At 67.5% G+C, this 14,477-nt stretch carries 15 protein-coding genes; 11 read left to right on the top strand and 4 right to left on the bottom strand.

The window, feature by feature from the left end:
• The first annotated feature begins 93 nt into the window (after positions 1-93).
• Both AAF604_15560 and AAF604_15555 read left to right on the top strand, forming a co-directional pair.
• On the top strand, positions 94-897 hold the full coding sequence (locus AAF604_15560) for an undecaprenyl-diphosphate phosphatase (GenBank protein ID MEM7051086.1): 804 nt from the start codon (positions 94-96) through the stop codon (positions 895-897).
• Between the two features lie 7 nt (positions 898-904).
• Positions 905-2,548 (top strand): hypothetical protein, encoded by a 1,644-nt coding sequence (locus AAF604_15555; protein ID MEM7051085.1) that lies wholly within the window; start codon positions 905-907, stop codon positions 2,546-2,548.
• A 182-nt stretch (positions 2,549-2,730) separates the two neighbouring features.
• Here the strand turns inward: AAF604_15555 and AAF604_15550 are convergent, their stop codons facing one another.
• Positions 2,731-3,285 carry a chalcone isomerase family protein gene (locus tag AAF604_15550; GenBank protein ID MEM7051084.1) on the bottom strand — a complete coding sequence of 185 codons (555 nt, stop codon included), beginning with the start codon at positions 3,283-3,285 and terminating at the stop codon, positions 2,731-2,733.
• A 206-nt stretch (positions 3,286-3,491) separates the two neighbouring features.
• On the opposite strand from AAF604_15550, the gene AAF604_15545 reads away from it, so the two are divergent.
• The 5 genes from AAF604_15545 (at position 3,492) to AAF604_15525 (ending at position 8,153) form a co-directional block, all read left to right on the top strand.
• Complete coding sequence (locus tag AAF604_15545) at positions 3,492-4,097, top strand: sigma-70 family RNA polymerase sigma factor (protein MEM7051083.1); 606 nt, start codon at positions 3,492-3,494, stop codon at positions 4,095-4,097.
• A 62-nt stretch (positions 4,098-4,159) separates the two neighbouring features.
• On the top strand, positions 4,160-4,675 hold the full coding sequence (locus AAF604_15540) for a hypothetical protein (protein MEM7051082.1): 516 nt from the start codon (positions 4,160-4,162) through the stop codon (positions 4,673-4,675).
• A 28-nt stretch (positions 4,676-4,703) separates the two neighbouring features.
• Positions 4,704-6,467 (top strand): hypothetical protein, encoded by a 1,764-nt coding sequence (locus AAF604_15535; protein ID MEM7051081.1) that lies wholly within the window; start codon positions 4,704-4,706, stop codon positions 6,465-6,467.
• 229 nt (positions 6,468-6,696) lie between these two features.
• On the top strand, positions 6,697-7,497 hold the full coding sequence (locus AAF604_15530) for a lysophospholipid acyltransferase family protein (GenBank protein MEM7051080.1): 801 nt from the start codon (positions 6,697-6,699) through the stop codon (positions 7,495-7,497).
• Positions 7,494-8,153 (top strand): GNAT family N-acetyltransferase, encoded by a 660-nt coding sequence (locus AAF604_15525; GenBank protein ID MEM7051079.1) that lies wholly within the window; start codon positions 7,494-7,496, stop codon positions 8,151-8,153. The genes AAF604_15530 and AAF604_15525 overlap by 4 nt, the downstream gene beginning before the upstream one ends.
• 63 nt (positions 8,154-8,216) lie before the next feature.
• Here AAF604_15525 and AAF604_15520 read toward each other — a convergent pair whose 3' ends face one another.
• The gene (locus tag AAF604_15520; protein MEM7051078.1) at positions 8,217-9,089 is read right to left on the bottom strand and encodes a hypothetical protein; all 873 of its coding nucleotides are present in this window, start codon (positions 9,087-9,089) and stop codon (positions 8,217-8,219) included.
• A complete protein-coding gene (locus AAF604_15515) occupies positions 9,086-9,679 on the bottom strand; it encodes a hypothetical protein (GenBank protein ID MEM7051077.1) in 594 nt (197 codons plus the stop codon). The genes AAF604_15520 and AAF604_15515 overlap by 4 nt, the downstream gene beginning before the upstream one ends.
• Before the next feature lie 196 nt (positions 9,680-9,875).
• On the opposite strand from AAF604_15515, the gene AAF604_15510 reads away from it, so the two are divergent.
• The 4 genes from AAF604_15510 (at position 9,876) to AAF604_15495 (ending at position 12,711) form a co-directional block, all read left to right on the top strand.
• Positions 9,876-10,985, top strand: coding sequence for a sensor histidine kinase (locus AAF604_15510; GenBank protein ID MEM7051076.1), 1,110 nt, complete (start codon positions 9,876-9,878; stop codon positions 10,983-10,985).
• On the top strand, positions 10,982-11,623 hold the full coding sequence (locus AAF604_15505; GenBank protein ID MEM7051075.1) for a response regulator transcription factor: 642 nt from the start codon (positions 10,982-10,984) through the stop codon (positions 11,621-11,623). Before AAF604_15510 ends, AAF604_15505 begins: the two co-directional genes overlap by 4 nt.
• A 273-nt stretch (positions 11,624-11,896) precedes the next feature.
• Positions 11,897-12,232, top strand: coding sequence for a metalloregulator ArsR/SmtB family transcription factor (locus AAF604_15500; protein ID MEM7051074.1), 336 nt, complete (start codon positions 11,897-11,899; stop codon positions 12,230-12,232).
• Positions 12,229-12,711 (top strand): SRPBCC domain-containing protein, encoded by a 483-nt coding sequence (locus tag AAF604_15495; GenBank protein ID MEM7051073.1) that lies wholly within the window; start codon positions 12,229-12,231, stop codon positions 12,709-12,711. Before AAF604_15500 ends, AAF604_15495 begins: the two co-directional genes overlap by 4 nt.
• 111 nt (positions 12,712-12,822) lie before the next feature.
• Here the strand turns inward: AAF604_15495 and purH are convergent, their stop codons facing one another.
• Entirely contained in the window at positions 12,823-14,376 is a 1,554-nt protein-coding gene (purH, locus tag AAF604_15490) for a bifunctional phosphoribosylaminoimidazolecarboxamide formyltransferase/IMP cyclohydrolase (GenBank protein ID MEM7051072.1), read from the bottom strand.
• Positions 14,377-14,477: the final 101 nt, after the last annotated feature.

Genomic DNA, 14,477 nt, shown 5'->3' with positions numbered 1-14,477 from the left:
GCCTTCGGTTGGGCCCGCCGCACCACCGACGACGGCGCCTGACGTACAATCTGCCCGCCACCCTGCGCCGCCACGAGCCGCGGAAGAAATCCCTTGAGCCTGCTGCAAGTCATCCTCCTCGCCCTGGTCCAGGGAATCACCGAGTTTCTGCCCATCAGCTCCTCGGCGCATCTCATCCTGGTGCCCTTGTTTCTCGACTGGGCGGACCAGGGGCTGTCGTTCGATGTCGCTACCAATACCGGTACGTTGCTGGCCGTCGTGCTGTATTTCCGCCGCGACCTGGCGCAACTGGTGCGGGGCTTGCTGGCCGAAGGGGGGGGCGATGTCGAAGGTCTGCCGGCGCGTCATTTTCTGCTCGCCTGGGCGCTGGCGACGGCGCCGGTCGCGATCGCCGGCTTCCTGCTCGCGGATCAGGTGGCGACGGTGGCGAGGGACCCGCGGGTGATCCTGGCGACGACTGTCGGCTTCGGGCTGGTCCTGGCCCTGGCCGACCGCATCGGCCGTCGCGATCGCCGCCTCGCCAGCCTCGCTCTGGTCGACGCCTGGTGGATCGGGCTGGCCCAGGCGATCGCCCTGATTCCGGGAACCTCGCGCTCCGGCATCACCCTCTCGATGGCCCTTCTGCTGGGCTTCCGACGGCCGGCGGCGGCACGCTTCGCCTTTCTGATGGCGATTCCGGTGGGCATTCTGGCGGCGGCCTGGGACGGCCTCAAGATCGTCCAGGGCGAGGTCCCCCTGGCGGACCTTCCGAGCTTGGGTTTGGGCCTCCTGGTCGCTGCCGGGTCGGCTTATCTCACCATCGGCTGGCTGCTGCGCTGGGTCGAGCGCCAGAACCTGTCGCTGTTCGTGATCTATCGCCTGGTGCTCGGTGGGATCATTGCCGTGGTCTTGCTGTGAGCCGCCGATGACTCGAAAACCGGTGAGCTGGCGGGCGCGGCTGCTGTTGCTCCTCGGCTCCCTGGCGGCTTCCCTGGGAGTCGCCGAGTTGGGTCTGCGGCTGACCGCCTTCGATCTCAATCCCAGCCCCCACTTTCGCTACCACTCGCGCTACGGCTGGACCCTCGACGCGGCGACCCGCTGCCGCGACGACGACTGCATCGATGGCGTGGCGGCGGACGGCTTTCGCCATCCCGACCGGGGCGAGGCGGCGAGCCCCGAAGGCACTGCGGCGGCGCCGGCCCGAGCCAAGGCGCCGGGCAGCCGGCGGCTCGCCATTCTGGGGGATTCCTACGCCCTCGGGGCGGCCTATCCGCGACATCAGACCTTCGCCGGCCTGCTGTCCACCTGGCTGAGGGACTCGGGCGAAGACTGGGAGGTGCTCAACTACGGCGTCTCCGGCTGGGGGACGGCGCAGCAGCTGTTGGTGCTCGAGCATCAGGTGCTGGCTCTCGAGCCGGACATCGTCGTGCTCCAGGTGCTGCCCTTCAACGACCTGTGCAACAACAATCTGCGGCAGATCTACACCTGCGGCCGGCAGGATTTCCACCGTCCCTATCTGGTCCATCGTGGCGACGGTCGTCTGGGTCGCAGCTGGGCCAACCCTAGGCGGGCGTCCCTACGCCGCGCCTCGCGGCTCTTCGGCTTGGTCGAAAACCAGTGGCTGCGCGGTCCCGAGGCGCGGCTGGGGGTGTTCGATCCGCAACTCGGCGATGGTCGGCGCCGGCGCTCCCTGGAAGAGGTCTGGGCCGCCGGCTCCGGGCTCGAGTTCCAGAGCAACCTGTATTCCCTGATCCCCGAGGCGCGGCAGCCCAAGGCGGTGCGCGAGGGCTGGCGGGTGACGGAGGCGATCTTCGAGCGCATGGCGGAGCTGCTCGCCGAGCGAGACATTCCCTTTTATGCCGTCGTCGTTCCCTTTCCGGGAACCTTCGAGACCGTCTGGCTCGATCGCAAGGGGGCTGCCGGAGACTGGCCCCAGGCTCGCGACGGCGTCGAGCTGGTGCCCGACTACGGCACTCGCCGGGTGGAGCGGGAGCTGCGCAGCTTGGGGGCCGAGGTGATCGCGTTGCGCGACGAGATCCTGGCCGGTGAGCTGGCGCCGCGCGATTACTACTATCCGCCCAACCGGGTGCGGGACCGCCACTTCAACAGTCAGGGCCATCGGGCGGTGGCGAGCCTGCTGCTCGAGTCCCTGCGGCGGGCCGAGCTCACCACCGCGGCGCCTCCTTCCGCGGTCCCTTGGAAGGTCGATCTACTCAGTCCAGAGGCCCATCCCCTGGCGGCCCGGCGACTGTGGAACCTCTGGCGGCGCGCTGAGCACTACGGTGGGGCGCCAGACATGCGGGTGGTCTTCGAGGCCGACGGCGAGCGCCCGCTGAAGCTCGAGTTCGACCTCGAGAGTCTGCGGCCGGAGCTGCCCGTGCGCCTTGTCTTCAACGACGAGAAGGTGATGGCCGGGCGCTACCTGGCCGTCGGTGATCGGCTTCAGCAGGTGCTGGAGCTGGAAACCCGACCGGGCCGCAACGAGCTGATCTTCCGCCTCGGTCGGCGTCTGCCCGAAGGCGAGCTCTGGACGGTTCGATTCCGGCGCCTGCAGTTGGCTCTGGAGTGAAGAAAGTGGAGTTTCGGGGATGATCCTTTCAGCAGGTCTGTGATTTTTCTATATTGACACGTTGCTATTCATTCTGGTACTGTTCTTCTCGACGGGGAGGTAACCCTCCTCTCATCCCTCCCAACGAGGAGCGCACAAGGCGCTCCTCTCTTTTTTTGTCCTCGAAGAGCCTGAGACCGTCCCTACTTGCCGAGTAGGCTGCTCTTGAAGTCGGCGCTCGGCGGCTCGGCGCCGATCCAGCTCGCGAACAGGGCGTCGGCGAAGGTCTTGCCGGCCACCACTCCCTTCTCCTGACCCTTGACCTCGATGCGGGTGCCGTTGCTCGGCGAGTAGGAAAACACCATGGTGTCGCCCTTTTCGACGTCTTCCATCCACTGGCAAAGGTCCTCGAACTGACCCTTCAGCTCGGCCGAAGGGTTGCTGTTGTTGGCCGCCAGGCTGTCGTTCCAGGCGCCGCAGATGGAGCCCGAGCCGACACTGCGCAGGAAGTGCATGTCGAGGCGGCGGGCGCCGTCGGTCGCCAAAATCTGCTCGGCCGAAGAGCTCTTCTCGGCGAGATAGAGCCCCGCGACATAGACCTTGATGAACAGCCGGGTGCGCAGGCCCATGCCGTTCAGATCGAGGGTCTCGCCTTCCACCTGGACGGTCTCCGGCAGGGTCACGCCGGCGAGCTTGCCGGCCTGGGCCGGCAGGGCGAGGGTGAGGGCGATGAGGGCGCAAAGGAAAGCACGACGCATGAGGCTTCCTCCTGGGCGGTCGCGCGGGGCGAGCGGCCCGACAGCCCGCGACCCTCGCGGTGAGGGTTCGGGACCATGATCGAAGCGGCGCTGGGGCGCGGATCGTCGCCGCTGCACCCCGGCCGGGTGAAGTCTGAGTTTAACCGGGCCTCGGTGGCGACGAACTCGGCACGCCGTCCGACGTAGAATGCGCCGGAGCCCCGGGAGTGAACGAACAGAGCCCTTGGAACGAAGATGCCGAGCTGGTGGCGGCCGCCCGCGCAGGATCGCAGGAGGCCTACCGGCAGCTCCTGCTGCGTTTTCAGCGTCCGGTCTACAGCCTGATCGCTCGCATGGTGCGGGACCCGGTGTTGGCGGAAGATCTAGCGCAGGAGACCTTCGTCAAGGCATTCCGCAAGCTCGACCGATACGATCCGCAGAGAAAGTTCTCGAGTTGGCTGTTCAAGGTTGCGCACAACACCACCCTCGACCACATGCGCCGGCGGAGCCTGGCGCTGGTGGCGTTGGAGAACCCGTCACCGGACGAAGCCGATCTGGCGAGCGTTTTGGTCGACGACAGTCAGCGGGCGCCGGACGAGCTGGCGCAGCGCGGGGATCTCGCCCAGGCGTTGGAATCGGCGGTCGGGGCGTTGCGTTCGGAGTATCGCGAGATCGTCGTTTTGCGCTACCAGGAGGGGCTGGCCTATCAGGAGATCGCGGAGATCACCGGGCTTCCCATGGGGACGGTGAAAACCCATCTCCATCGGGCGCGCAAGGAGCTGATGGCGATCCTCCAAGGGCAGGGTTGGGGGCACGAGGGCATCGTCTCGTGAGCTTCCGGCGAAACCCGCGTCCCGGCGCACCCGTAGGGCTCGGTGGAGAGGACTGAAGAGCGATGACGAGACGACACACTCCAGCACCGGACGCTCTCGAGCGCTGGCTGGCCCACGAGGCCGCCGATCGCCGCGGGCAGGCCGACGAAGCCTTCTTCGAGGTCTTCGCGGCGTTGCCGATGCTGGCGCCACCGCCGGGGTTCACCGACCGGGTGTTGGCGGCGGCGGTTCCCCGGCGGGTGCGCTGGCACCTGCCGCTGGTCGCTTGTCTGGTGCTCTTGGGACTCGGCACCGGGCTCTTGCCCGCCGTGCTGAAGCAGGTTTCGACCCGGGTCACCTTGGCCGGTGTGGTCGACGGTTTCAGCGCTTTGGTGGTTTCCATGGCCCGTTGGGTGGCAAGTGCCGTCGACCTGTGGGAGGCGGCGGCAGGATTCTCGAGCGCCATCGTCGCCTTGACCGAGGCGCCGCCGGTGGCGGCGGCTCTGGTCGCGATGTTGGTGTTGGCGGCCGTTGCGCTCCGCATGCTCGCCACTCTGATTGCCAATGAGAGGAGTTGGTCTCATGTCGGTACTGCATAGTTCCGTTCCGCACCGAGGAGTGCGGACGTTGTCGTGCTTTTTGTTGCTGTTCGCCCTGGCGGCCTCGCTCTCGGCGCAATCGCAGGCGGTCGAGGCGCCGCTCTCCGGTGCCGCGACGGTCGAGGTCTTCGAGGCCCTACCGACCCGCTCGGGGCTGCTGCTGCGGCCGCGCGCCGACGACGCCTCGGTGCGCGCCATCGAGATCATCGGCGACCAGGTGGCGATCGATGGCGAGGATGTCGATCGCGACGAGCTCGAAGAGCGTCTCGGTCCCCTCGCCGCGCCGGTCCTCGAGCTCCTCGGCCAGTCGCCGCGCGAACGGCGAGTGACCCTTGGCCTCGAGTCGCCGCCGGCGCCGGAGCCGTTGGCTGAAGCGGCCGCGGTGCCGGTCGAGGCGGACGAAGAGGAGGTCGCCGCCGCCGACGAACCGGTTGTCGACGAAACGTCCGAGAGCGATCGCGATGCGGTGGTGCGGGATCGCGATCGAGAAGGTTCGCGGCGCTCGTCCCGAGTCGACCTCGGCCAGCGAGTGAGCCTGGGCAGCGGCGTCAAGGTGCGCGCCGAAGAGTATGCCGAGCAAGCCATCGCGATCGGTGGCAAGGTCACCGTCGATGGTGAGGTCGAGCAGGATGTCCTCGCCGTGGGTGGCTCGGTCCACGTCGACGGCCAGGTCGGCGGCGAAGTGGTGTCCGTCGGCGGCTCGGTCTATCTTGGCTCCGATGCCGATGTCGAGGGCAACGTCACCAGTGTCGGTGGCCGGGTGCGGCGCGAGAGCGGCTCGCAGGTCGGCGGCGTGGTCTCCGAGGTCTCGATGGCGCGCTTCTTCGGCGGCAGCGGCTTCTCGACCGACTTCGACCGCGAAGAGCGCCGTCACAGCTACAGCGGTCGTTCGCGGCGCTTCGGGGACTTCTTCGGCCAGGTGCTGTGGGCCTTCTTCGTCACCATCTTGGTCTGGATCTGCGGCATCGTCGCCTCACGACCTCTCGAGCGGGTCGAGCAGAAGTTGCGCACCGAGCCCGGACAGTCGGCCCTGGCCGGTTTCCTGGCGGAGATCCTGATCGTGCCCCTGGCGGTGGTGGCGGCCCTGATCTTGGTGATCTCGGTGATCGGAATCCCGCTGTTGGTCTTGCTGCCGGTGGTCGGTTTCCTGTTCGCCATCGGCATGCTGTTCGGCTACGCCGCGTCGGCGCGCTGGCTCGCAGATCGTCTCGCCGAGCGCTTCGGCTGGAGCCTGGGCAGTGGCTTCAAGGCCTGTCTGGTGGGGGTCGGAGCCCTGCACATCTGGATGATCCTGGGGACCTTCCTCTCCTTCCTGGGAGGTCCGGCAGAGTTCTTCGGCATCATCTTGATCTTCTTCGGAGCGGTGGTGCAGTACATCGCCGTGACCGCCGGCCTCGGGGCCGTCATCCTGACCCGCTTTGGCGCCGGACCGAAGGCTTCGACGGCGGTCACCGCACCGCCGATTCCGCCCGTGCCGCCGCCCTTCGAGCCCCTGTCACCGATCGCGCCACCGGAGGACGACCTGTTCAGCACTTCCGAAGGCGATAGAGGCGACGATGACCCGGACGACGATCCGCCATCGGACGAACCGCCGCCTCGGGCCGAGCCGTCCGACGACGGGTCGGAGTCCACGGCGGTGGGTGAAACGGACCTCGGCTCGGGCGGCGACGACCCGCCGGAGAAGGGAGACCCCGACGACGGGACTTCCGGGGCCGAAGGCTCGGAGGCCGATCCGTCACCTGGAGATGGCGAGCCCGCGGAGGAAGAGGGCGACGATCGCCGTTCCGACTAGGGCAACCTCCCACCCGCTCGCTGCTGCCAGGTCGTAGGTCGCCGAATCGGCGGCCTCGGCCTTCGGTAGTTGGAGGATCAAAAGAGCCGCGCTACGCGCGGCTCTTTTTTTGTTGGGCTGAAACTCGACGTCGAGGGTCATCTCGGCCGGCGGTCACCGACTTGCCGTGGCGCCGCCACCTGATGTTTCCGGGCATCGGCGAAGTTGGAACCCGAACGGGAACGGTGCGATGGCCGAAAAGATTCTTCAGCGCGGGTGGCACGGTTGGAAGGTGCCCCTTCCCCTTCTCGAGCCGCGGCGCCGCCGGGTGCTGGCGCGTCTGGTCTTGTCTCTCTTCGGTCGGCGCATCGAGGTCGAAGGTGCCGAGCGTCTGAACGGCGTCACCGGGCCGGCGATCTTCGTCTTCAACCACAACAACAGCTTCGAGACGTTGGCGGTGTCGGCGGCGCTGCTCAAGCTGCGTCGCGGTAGGTCGGTGCACTTCGTGGTCGATTGGATGTTCCTGCAGATTCCGGTGCTCGGCTGGCTGCTGCGGCAAGGCGATCCGGTGCCCGTCTACGGCAAGCGGGCGCGCTGGGGACTCTGGGAAGAGTACCGGCAGGCTCATCGTCACGACTCGGTGGTGGAAAGCTGTCGGCGGAGGCTGGCGTCGGGGGCATCCGTCGGACTGTTCCCTGAAGGCACCCGCAATCGCAATCCGCGGGCCCTGCGACGGGGCCGCCCCGGCATCGCCCACCTCATTCTGCAGACCGCAAACCCGGTTGTCCCGGTCGGTCTCGAGTTTCCGGCTGCCCGTCGTCTCGGCCGGATGCCCAAGGTCGGTCGCCTTCAGGTTCGGATCGGCGCTCCTCTGGACTTCGCTGAAGAGCGGCGTCGGGTTGCTGGGGCCGACAAACCGGCCAGCTCCCTGACCCGTGCCGTGGTGCATCGCGTTATGGACCGACTGGCGGACCTGAGCTCGAAAAGCTATCCCTTCGCGGATCCGTTCCGCGAAACCATCTGCGATCCCAATCCAGGGAGGTCATCATGAGTCGTCGAGAAGTCTCGGTGGTCAAGATCCTCAACCCGTCCGATCGGGCGGACGCCGTGGCCGTGGTGGAGCAGGTCTTTCAGCAGGAGAAGCAGTGGATTCGCCGCGCCGACGACGAGATCCCGCGCGACCTCGAGAGCAATGTCCGGTCGTCGTGGTTTCTGTGCCGCGTCGGAGATGAGCCGGCGGGGGTGATCCGGTTGTTCTACGATCCGCCCCTCGAGGCGCCGCCGGAGCTCGACTTCAAGTTCGAACGCGATATCGACTTCGATCGGGTGCTCGAGGGACGACGGTTCGCCGACATCGGTCGCTTCATGATCCTTCCCAAGTACCGGCGGCGCATCGAGGTGGCTCTGCAACTGATGAAGGTAGCGGTGGCGGAGACCGTCGAGCGCGGCTATACCCACTTCATCACCGATGTCTTCGAGAGCGATCCCCACTGTCCCCTCGACTTCCATACGCGGGTGCTCGGCTTCGAGCGCATCGGTACCCATCGCTATGGCGAGCTCGACTGCAGCAGCGTGCGGATCATCCTGGTGCTCGATCTGGCGCGCGCCTACCACCGCCTGGCGCGCCGGCGTGATCGGGTCTTTCGCCAGGTGGTCGCTGGCATGCAAGAGAGCTTCGAAGCTCTGCCCGTCGCCCCGGCGTTGTAGGTCCGAGGGGCTGACAGCGGCTCCGCCTCGGGGAGCCGCTGCACCCCTTTGCCGGGGCGGCCTTCATGAGCCGCGATGGCAGGCCTGGCAGGAGATGTCCTGGCTGCCGTTGCCAAATAGTCCCGGCGGATCGTCGGCAGGATCGTCGTTGGCGTAGAGGCGGCCGTAGAGCTCTAGGTTGGCGAGGCGATCTTCGACCTCCTCGCGATAGGGCCAGCGCTCGAAGGACTCGGTGGCGCGGGTGGTCAAGAGCAGCTCATGCGAGCGCTCCTGATGGCCCGCCTTGAGCTCGTAGTCGGCCCAGAAGGTCAGAAACCCCTCGACGTTGTGCGGCCAGTGGGGCCGGTTTTGGGCGCTCGGGTCGTCGCCATCGAGGTCGGCCCGTTGGCCGGCCAGGCGGAGGGCCTCGAGCCCGCGTTGGAAGGCCGGGCTCGACACCGGCTGATCGAAGCCGAGCAGCGCCATCGTGAAGGAATGAAAGACCGGATCCTCCCGATAGGCCGCCTCGAGCTCGCCGACCAGGGCCTTCTGCTCGTCGCCGGTGGCGAGGAAAAGGCGCGCCGGTACCAGCCAGCTCGGGATGCGGCGATCCTCCGGCAGGCTCTCGGCGGCCATCGCGAGAAAGCGCTCGGCGAGCAGCAGATGCTCGATGGTGCGTGGGTCGGCGCGGCTCCCTTCGGCCGCCAGCCAGAGGTGGTTGAGGCCGAGGAGGAGCTGGGTGCGGCCATCGTCGCGATCTCGCAGCCAGGCCAGCGTCAGCGTCGGCAGTGCCGCTTCGGGCTTCTCCGGACGCTGAACGAAGGCGGTGAAGAAGGCTTCCTCGGCGCTGGCGGCGAGCTTGGATCGCGTCTCGTCCTTGCCGCCGGCCGGAAAGGCCAGGGCGGTCGTCAGCAGGAAGGTGGCGAGCATCGCGGCGCCGAAGCGGCGATCATTCACGGAGCCACCCCCGCCAGCCGCTCGATGGTCCAGGTGATGTCGCCGGCGGCGCCGCCGAGGAAGCCGGAAAGGTCGACCACCGTCAGCATGACGGCGTCGGCGGGTTCGAAGGAGCCCGAGTCCGGCACCTCGGTTTGGTGCGGGAAATGGCTCAGCTCTTCGAAGGCCAGGCGGCTGGTGCGACCCTTGCCGATGCGCACCTGGAAGGGCGGAAAGGCGTAGACCAAGCCGTCGCCGTCCTGCAGCGTGATCTGCAGGGTGCTGGTTCGGCTGGCGTGGGTGGTCACGGCGAGATGGTCGAGTCCTTCGAGGGTCCCGGCCGGCACGATCAGGGAGGCGCCCGCCGCCTGGCCCGGCTGGATCGCAAAGCTGACCTCGAGATTTTGATCCTTGGAAGTGGCTTCGACGCCTTCGGCGATGTCGTGCCAGCGGAAGGGCTCGGTGCCGTCGGTGGGTAGGATCACGCCCTCGACGGTGCGCTCCAGGGGTGGCAGGGAGGCGGCGATCTCGGCGAGCTGAGGCGGCTGAGCGTCGATCGAGAGGCTGAAGACGATGCAGGCGGAAAGGCCGAAGCCGAAGAGGCGATTCATGGAGTGTCTCCTTTGATGACTCGTCGGCGCCGGTATCGGCGGCGACGTCGAGGGCAAGCCTAGAGAGTCCGGGCGGCGAGCACATGTGCCGGAAGTCGCCTGCCGGAGCCATGACCTTTGGCACATGGTCGGCGTCTTCGGCGGGACCTATACTCCGGCCATGCCCGGAGACGCGCGCCATCCCGAGAGCCCCTTGATGCGGTTGACCGGCCTGTTGACCTGCGTGGTGGCTGGCTTGCCCGTCTGGGCCGTTCTGGTGCGTCATCCGGAGCACCTCACGGAGCCCAACATCCTGCTGTGGATCGCGCTGGTGTTGGTCAACGTGGGCAGTTTCTGGCTGGTTTCCTCCTGCTGGGTGGAGCGTCGCAGCAAGTGGATCGCCTGGACTCTGCTGGCGATCCAGACCGCCTCGGCCCTCGGCATGACGGTGGCGGTGGCCAATTCGCTGCACGGTGTGCTGCTGGTGATCATCGCTGCGGTTGCGGCGGAGGTCCTGCCCTTGCGCTGGGCGCTGACCTGGCTTTTCGGACAGACGGCGCTGATGGCGGCCATTTTGTTGCCCAGTCAGGGGCCGGTCGAGACGGCCACGGTGTTCGGGGCCTTTCTCGGCTTCGAGCTGTTCGCCCTCCACTCGACCCTGGTCGCCCTGCGCGAGCGTCAGGCGCGGGAGGAGCTGGTGCGCGCCCACGGCGAGCTGCTCTCGACCCGCCGCCTGCTCGGGGACACCAGCCGGGCCGCCGAGCGCCTGCGCATCTCTCGCGAGCTGCACGACGTCATGGGGCACCGCCTGACCGCCCTCAGCCTCAACCTGGAGGCGGCACGCCACAGCACGCCGGCGGCGGCGCCGGAGCAGCTCGCCAAGGCCCAGAGTCAGGCCAAGCAGCTGCTCGGAGACGTGCGGCGGGTGGTGACGACCCTACGCCAGGAGCCGACGGTCGATTTCTCGCGCGCGCTCGCCGCCCTCGGCGAGGGCATCGATCAGCCCGCCATCCACCGCCAGGTGCCGGAGGGCTTCACCATGGACGATCCGGAGCGGGCCCACACCCTGCTGCGCTGCGCCCAGGAGGCCCTGACCAACTGCTTGCGCCACGCCCGGGCGCGCAACGTTTGGCTGACCCTCGAGCCGCGCGCCGACGAGGTCGAGCTGCGGGTGCGGGACGATGGTCGTGGCGCCCGAGCGGTGAGCGAGGGACACGGCCTGGCCGGTATGCGAGAGCGCCTCGGGACCCTCGGTGGCCGCCTCGAAGCCGCCACCTCCCCGGGGGCAGGCTTCGATCTCCGGGTTTCGATGCCGGTGACCGGGTGATTCGGGTCTGCCTGATCGACGACCAGACCCTGGTGCGGGAGGGCATCCGAACGCTTCTCGGCTTCCTCGACGACATCGAGGTGGTGGCCGAGGGCGAGGACGGTGAAGGTGCCGTCGAGCTGATCCGAGAGCAGGCGCCGGATGTCCTGCTGCTCGATCTGCGGATGCCCGGCAAGGACGGTCTCGACGTCCTCGCCGATCTGCGGGCCGCCGAGCTTCTCCCACCGACTCTCGTGCTCACCACCTTCGACGACGATGCCGCCGCCCTCGAGGCCATCCGCCGTGGCGCCCGCGCCTTCCTGCTCAAAGACATCTCCCTCGAGCGTCTGGCGGAAGCGATTCGCACCGTCGCCGGCGGCGGCACCCTGATTCAGCCAGCCCTCACCGAGCGCATCCTGCGCACCGCCGGCGATGCCGACTGGAGCTTTCCGAGCCTCGACCCGCCGGACCCCTTGACCGAGCGTGAAATCGAAGTGCTGCGCTTCCTGTGTGGTGGCTACAGCAACAAAGAGATTGCCGATGCCCTCGGCGTCGCCGAAGGCACGGTCAAGAACCACCTCTCGAACATCCTCTCGAAGCTCGGCGTGCGCGACCGCACTCGAGCCGTGCTCAAGGGCCTCGAGCTGGGCCTGATCTAGCCCGGCCTTCTCACCAGCTTTTCGCTGCGAGTCCGTTTGTCCCCGAATCTGCTTCGTTTTTCGTCGCCTGCTCTCCTCGCAGTACGTCGAGTACGGCGGCGGCGTGTCAGCGACGGATGCGTTGCATCTTCAAGAACCTACGGCCTCTCGCCAGGCAACCTCGTGGGAAGGCCGGGCTAGTCCGAAAGTCCTGTCGGGTTCTCTGGCAGTACGCGTTGACAGGGGTTCCTGTCGAGAGATAAATTATGCGTTATATAACTTGGGAGTTATGTCATGGACATCGACGCAACCTTCTCTGCCCTGGCCGATCCGACGCGGCGGGCGATCCTGGCGCGGCTGGCTGCCGGTGAGGTCGGCGTGATGGAGCTGGCCGAACCCTTCGCCATGAGCCAACCCGCCATTTCGCGGCACCTCAAGGTCTTGGAAACGGCCGGCCTGATCGTTCGCCGGGTCGATGGCGCCAGGCGACCGTGCCGGCTGGCTCCGAACGGCCTGGCACCGGTTCACGAGTGGCTCGAAACCCTACGGAGCGCCTTCGCCGCGAACTACGACCGGTTGGACGAGCTTCTGGCCGGCAATCTGGCTGGGGAAAAAGGAGACAGCCTTTGACCACGGAATCAAAACTGACCTTGGCCCTGGAAGGTGATCAGGGACTTCTGATCACCCGGCGATTCTCTGCTCCGCCGGAGGCGGTTTACCGAGCTCACCTCGAGGTCGAGCTGATTCGCCAATGGCTGCTGGGGCCCGATGGCTGGTCGATGACGGTCTGCATCAGCGACCCGGTGGTCGGGGGGCGGATCCACTTCGAGTGGAGCGACGGCCAGGGCGGTGACTTCTCGCTCACCGGGGAGTATCTCGAGCTCGTTCCGTTCTCCAAGATCGTGCACGTCGAGCGCATGCACCTGCCGGATCCGACGCCGGACAACCGGGTCGAAACCCGCTTCGAGGCAGTCGAGGGAGGCACCCTCGTGACCCTGCGCATGACCCTGCCCGATGCCGAGACGCGCCGAACGATGCTCGAATCGGACATGGAAAGTGGCATGAACGCGAGCTACGACAAGCTCGACTCGGCCCTCTCCGAGACCTAGCGCGGACTTCGCACCAACTTCCGCTGTGCCGCCGCAGCTCTCTGTCCTGCTGAGTATCGAACGGCTGCAGTCCAGCGACTCTTCGCCGAAAGATCCGGTGAGAAGGACGACCTAGTGTCGGAAGTGGCGCTGGCCGGTGAACAGCATGGTCATGCCGTGCTCGTCGGCGGCGGCGATGACCTCTTCGTCGCGCTTGCTGCCGCCGGGCTGGATCACCGCCGTGACGCCGGCTTCGGCGAGCAGGTCGAGACCGTCGCGGAAGGGAAAGAAGGCGTCCGAGGCGGCGACGGTGCCGCTGGTGGGAAGGTTTGCTTTCTCGATCGCCAGGCGGCAGGAGTCGACGCGGCTCATCTGGCCGGCGCCGATGCCGACGGTCTGGTCGCGACCGGTGAGGACGATGGCGTTCGACTTGACGTAGCGGCAGACGTTCCAGGCAAAGGCCAGGGCCTCGGCCTCGTCGGCGGTCGGTAGGCGAGTGGCGGCGCAGGTCCACTGCTCCGGATCTTCGCGCAGGCCGTCCGGCATCTGGGCCAGCAGGCCGCCGTCGATCGAGCGCAGCTCGATGCCGGTGGGGTGGGGCTCGTAGAGAGGGCACTCGAGGAGGCGCAGGTTCTTCTTGGCGGCGAAGACCTCGCGCGCCCCGTCGCCGAACTTCGGCGCCACCACCACCTCGACGAAGAGGTCCGCCATCTGCTCGGCGAGCTCCTGATTGGCGGGCCGGTTGAGGGCGACGATCGAGCCGAAGGCCGACACCGGGTCGGTTTCGAGGGCGCGCCCGTAGGCCTCGGCGATGCTGGTGCCGCGGCCGACGCCGCAGGGGTTGTTGTGCTTCAGGATGACCACCGTCGGCTCGTCGAAAAGGGCCACCATCTTGCGCGCCGCGTCGGCGTCGAGGAGGTTGTTGTAGGACAGCTCCTTGCCCTGCAGCTGGTCCATGCCGCCGAACAGGCCGGGCCCGCCGAGGGCGCTGTAGACCGCCGCCTTCTGGTGCGGATTCTCGCCATAGCGCGGCTCGAGCTCGCGGGTGGTGTCGAGAAAGAGGTGGGCCGGGAAGCGCGGCGCCTCGGTCTCTTCCTCGACCTGGCGCTCCATCCACTCGGCGATGGCGGCATCGTAGCCCTGGGTGTGGCGGAAGGCCTTGATCGCGAGTCGGCGACGCAGCGCCTCCGGCACGGCGCCCGACTGCTCGAGGGCGGCGAGCACCTGGGGATAGTCCTCTGGGTCGACCACCGGCGCCACCGACTGGAAGTTCTTGGCCGCGGCGCGCACCATGCAGGGGCCGCCGATGTCGATCATCTCGATGACCTGCTCGAAGCGGACGTCCTCGGCGGCGGCGGTTTCGCGAAAGGGATAGAGGTTGACCGCTACCAAGTCGATGGGCGTGATGCCATGCTCGGAGAGCTCGCCGGCATCGGCCGAGCGATTGCGATTGGCGAGAATGCCGCCGTGGATCTTCGGGTGCAGGGTCTTGACCCGGCCGCCGAGAATCTCCGGAAAGCCGGTCACCGTCGAGACTCGAATCACCGGAATCTCATGCTCTTCCAGAAACGCGGCGGTGCCGCCGGTCGAGACGATCTCGACCCCTAGCCGGTGGAGGCCGGCGGCGAACTCGGCCAAGCCCTGCTTGTCGGATACGGAAATCAGCGCACGGCGCACGGGTAGCATGTCGGCTCTCCTCGTCCGGAACCGGCGGCGTGGTGCCTCACCGGCCCGGGAGTTGGGGTCGAACGGAAATCGTCGTTCAAGAATATCGCCGAATCCCGTTC

It is taken from the genome of Acidobacteriota bacterium (assembly GCA_039028635.1).
Classification (GTDB): Bacteria; Acidobacteriota; Thermoanaerobaculia; order Multivoradales; family JBCCEF01; genus JBCCEF01.
The sequence above is the reverse complement of the archived record's forward strand: the minus strand, read 5'-3'. Positions and strand labels throughout refer to the sequence as shown.

What these genes read in the sequence shown, in the direction of transcription:
- AAF604_15530 (MEM7051080.1), top strand. Translation starts at nt 6,697, where the DNA reads ATGGCCGAAAAGATTCTTCAGCGCGGGTGGCACGGTTGGAAGGTGCCC.
- AAF604_15510 (MEM7051076.1), top strand. Translation starts at nt 9,876, where the DNA reads ATGCGGTTGACCGGCCTGTTGACCTGCGTGGTGGCTGGCTTGCCCGTC.
- AAF604_15515 (MEM7051077.1), bottom strand. Translation starts at nt 9,679, where the DNA reads ATGAATCGCCTCTTCGGCTTCGGCCTTTCCGCCTGCATCGTCTTCAGC.
- purH (MEM7051072.1), bottom strand. Translation starts at nt 14,376, where the DNA reads ATGCTACCCGTGCGCCGTGCGCTGATTTCCGTATCCGACAAGCAGGGC.
- AAF604_15500 (MEM7051074.1), top strand. Translation starts at nt 11,897, where the DNA reads ATGGACATCGACGCAACCTTCTCTGCCCTGGCCGATCCGACGCGGCGG.
- AAF604_15555 (MEM7051085.1), top strand. Translation starts at nt 905, where the DNA reads ATGACTCGAAAACCGGTGAGCTGGCGGGCGCGGCTGCTGTTGCTCCTC.
- AAF604_15525 (MEM7051079.1), top strand. Translation starts at nt 7,494, where the DNA reads ATGAGTCGTCGAGAAGTCTCGGTGGTCAAGATCCTCAACCCGTCCGAT.
- AAF604_15550 (MEM7051084.1), bottom strand. Translation starts at nt 3,285, where the DNA reads ATGCGTCGTGCTTTCCTTTGCGCCCTCATCGCCCTCACCCTCGCCCTG.
- AAF604_15540 (MEM7051082.1), top strand. Translation starts at nt 4,160, where the DNA reads ATGACGAGACGACACACTCCAGCACCGGACGCTCTCGAGCGCTGGCTG.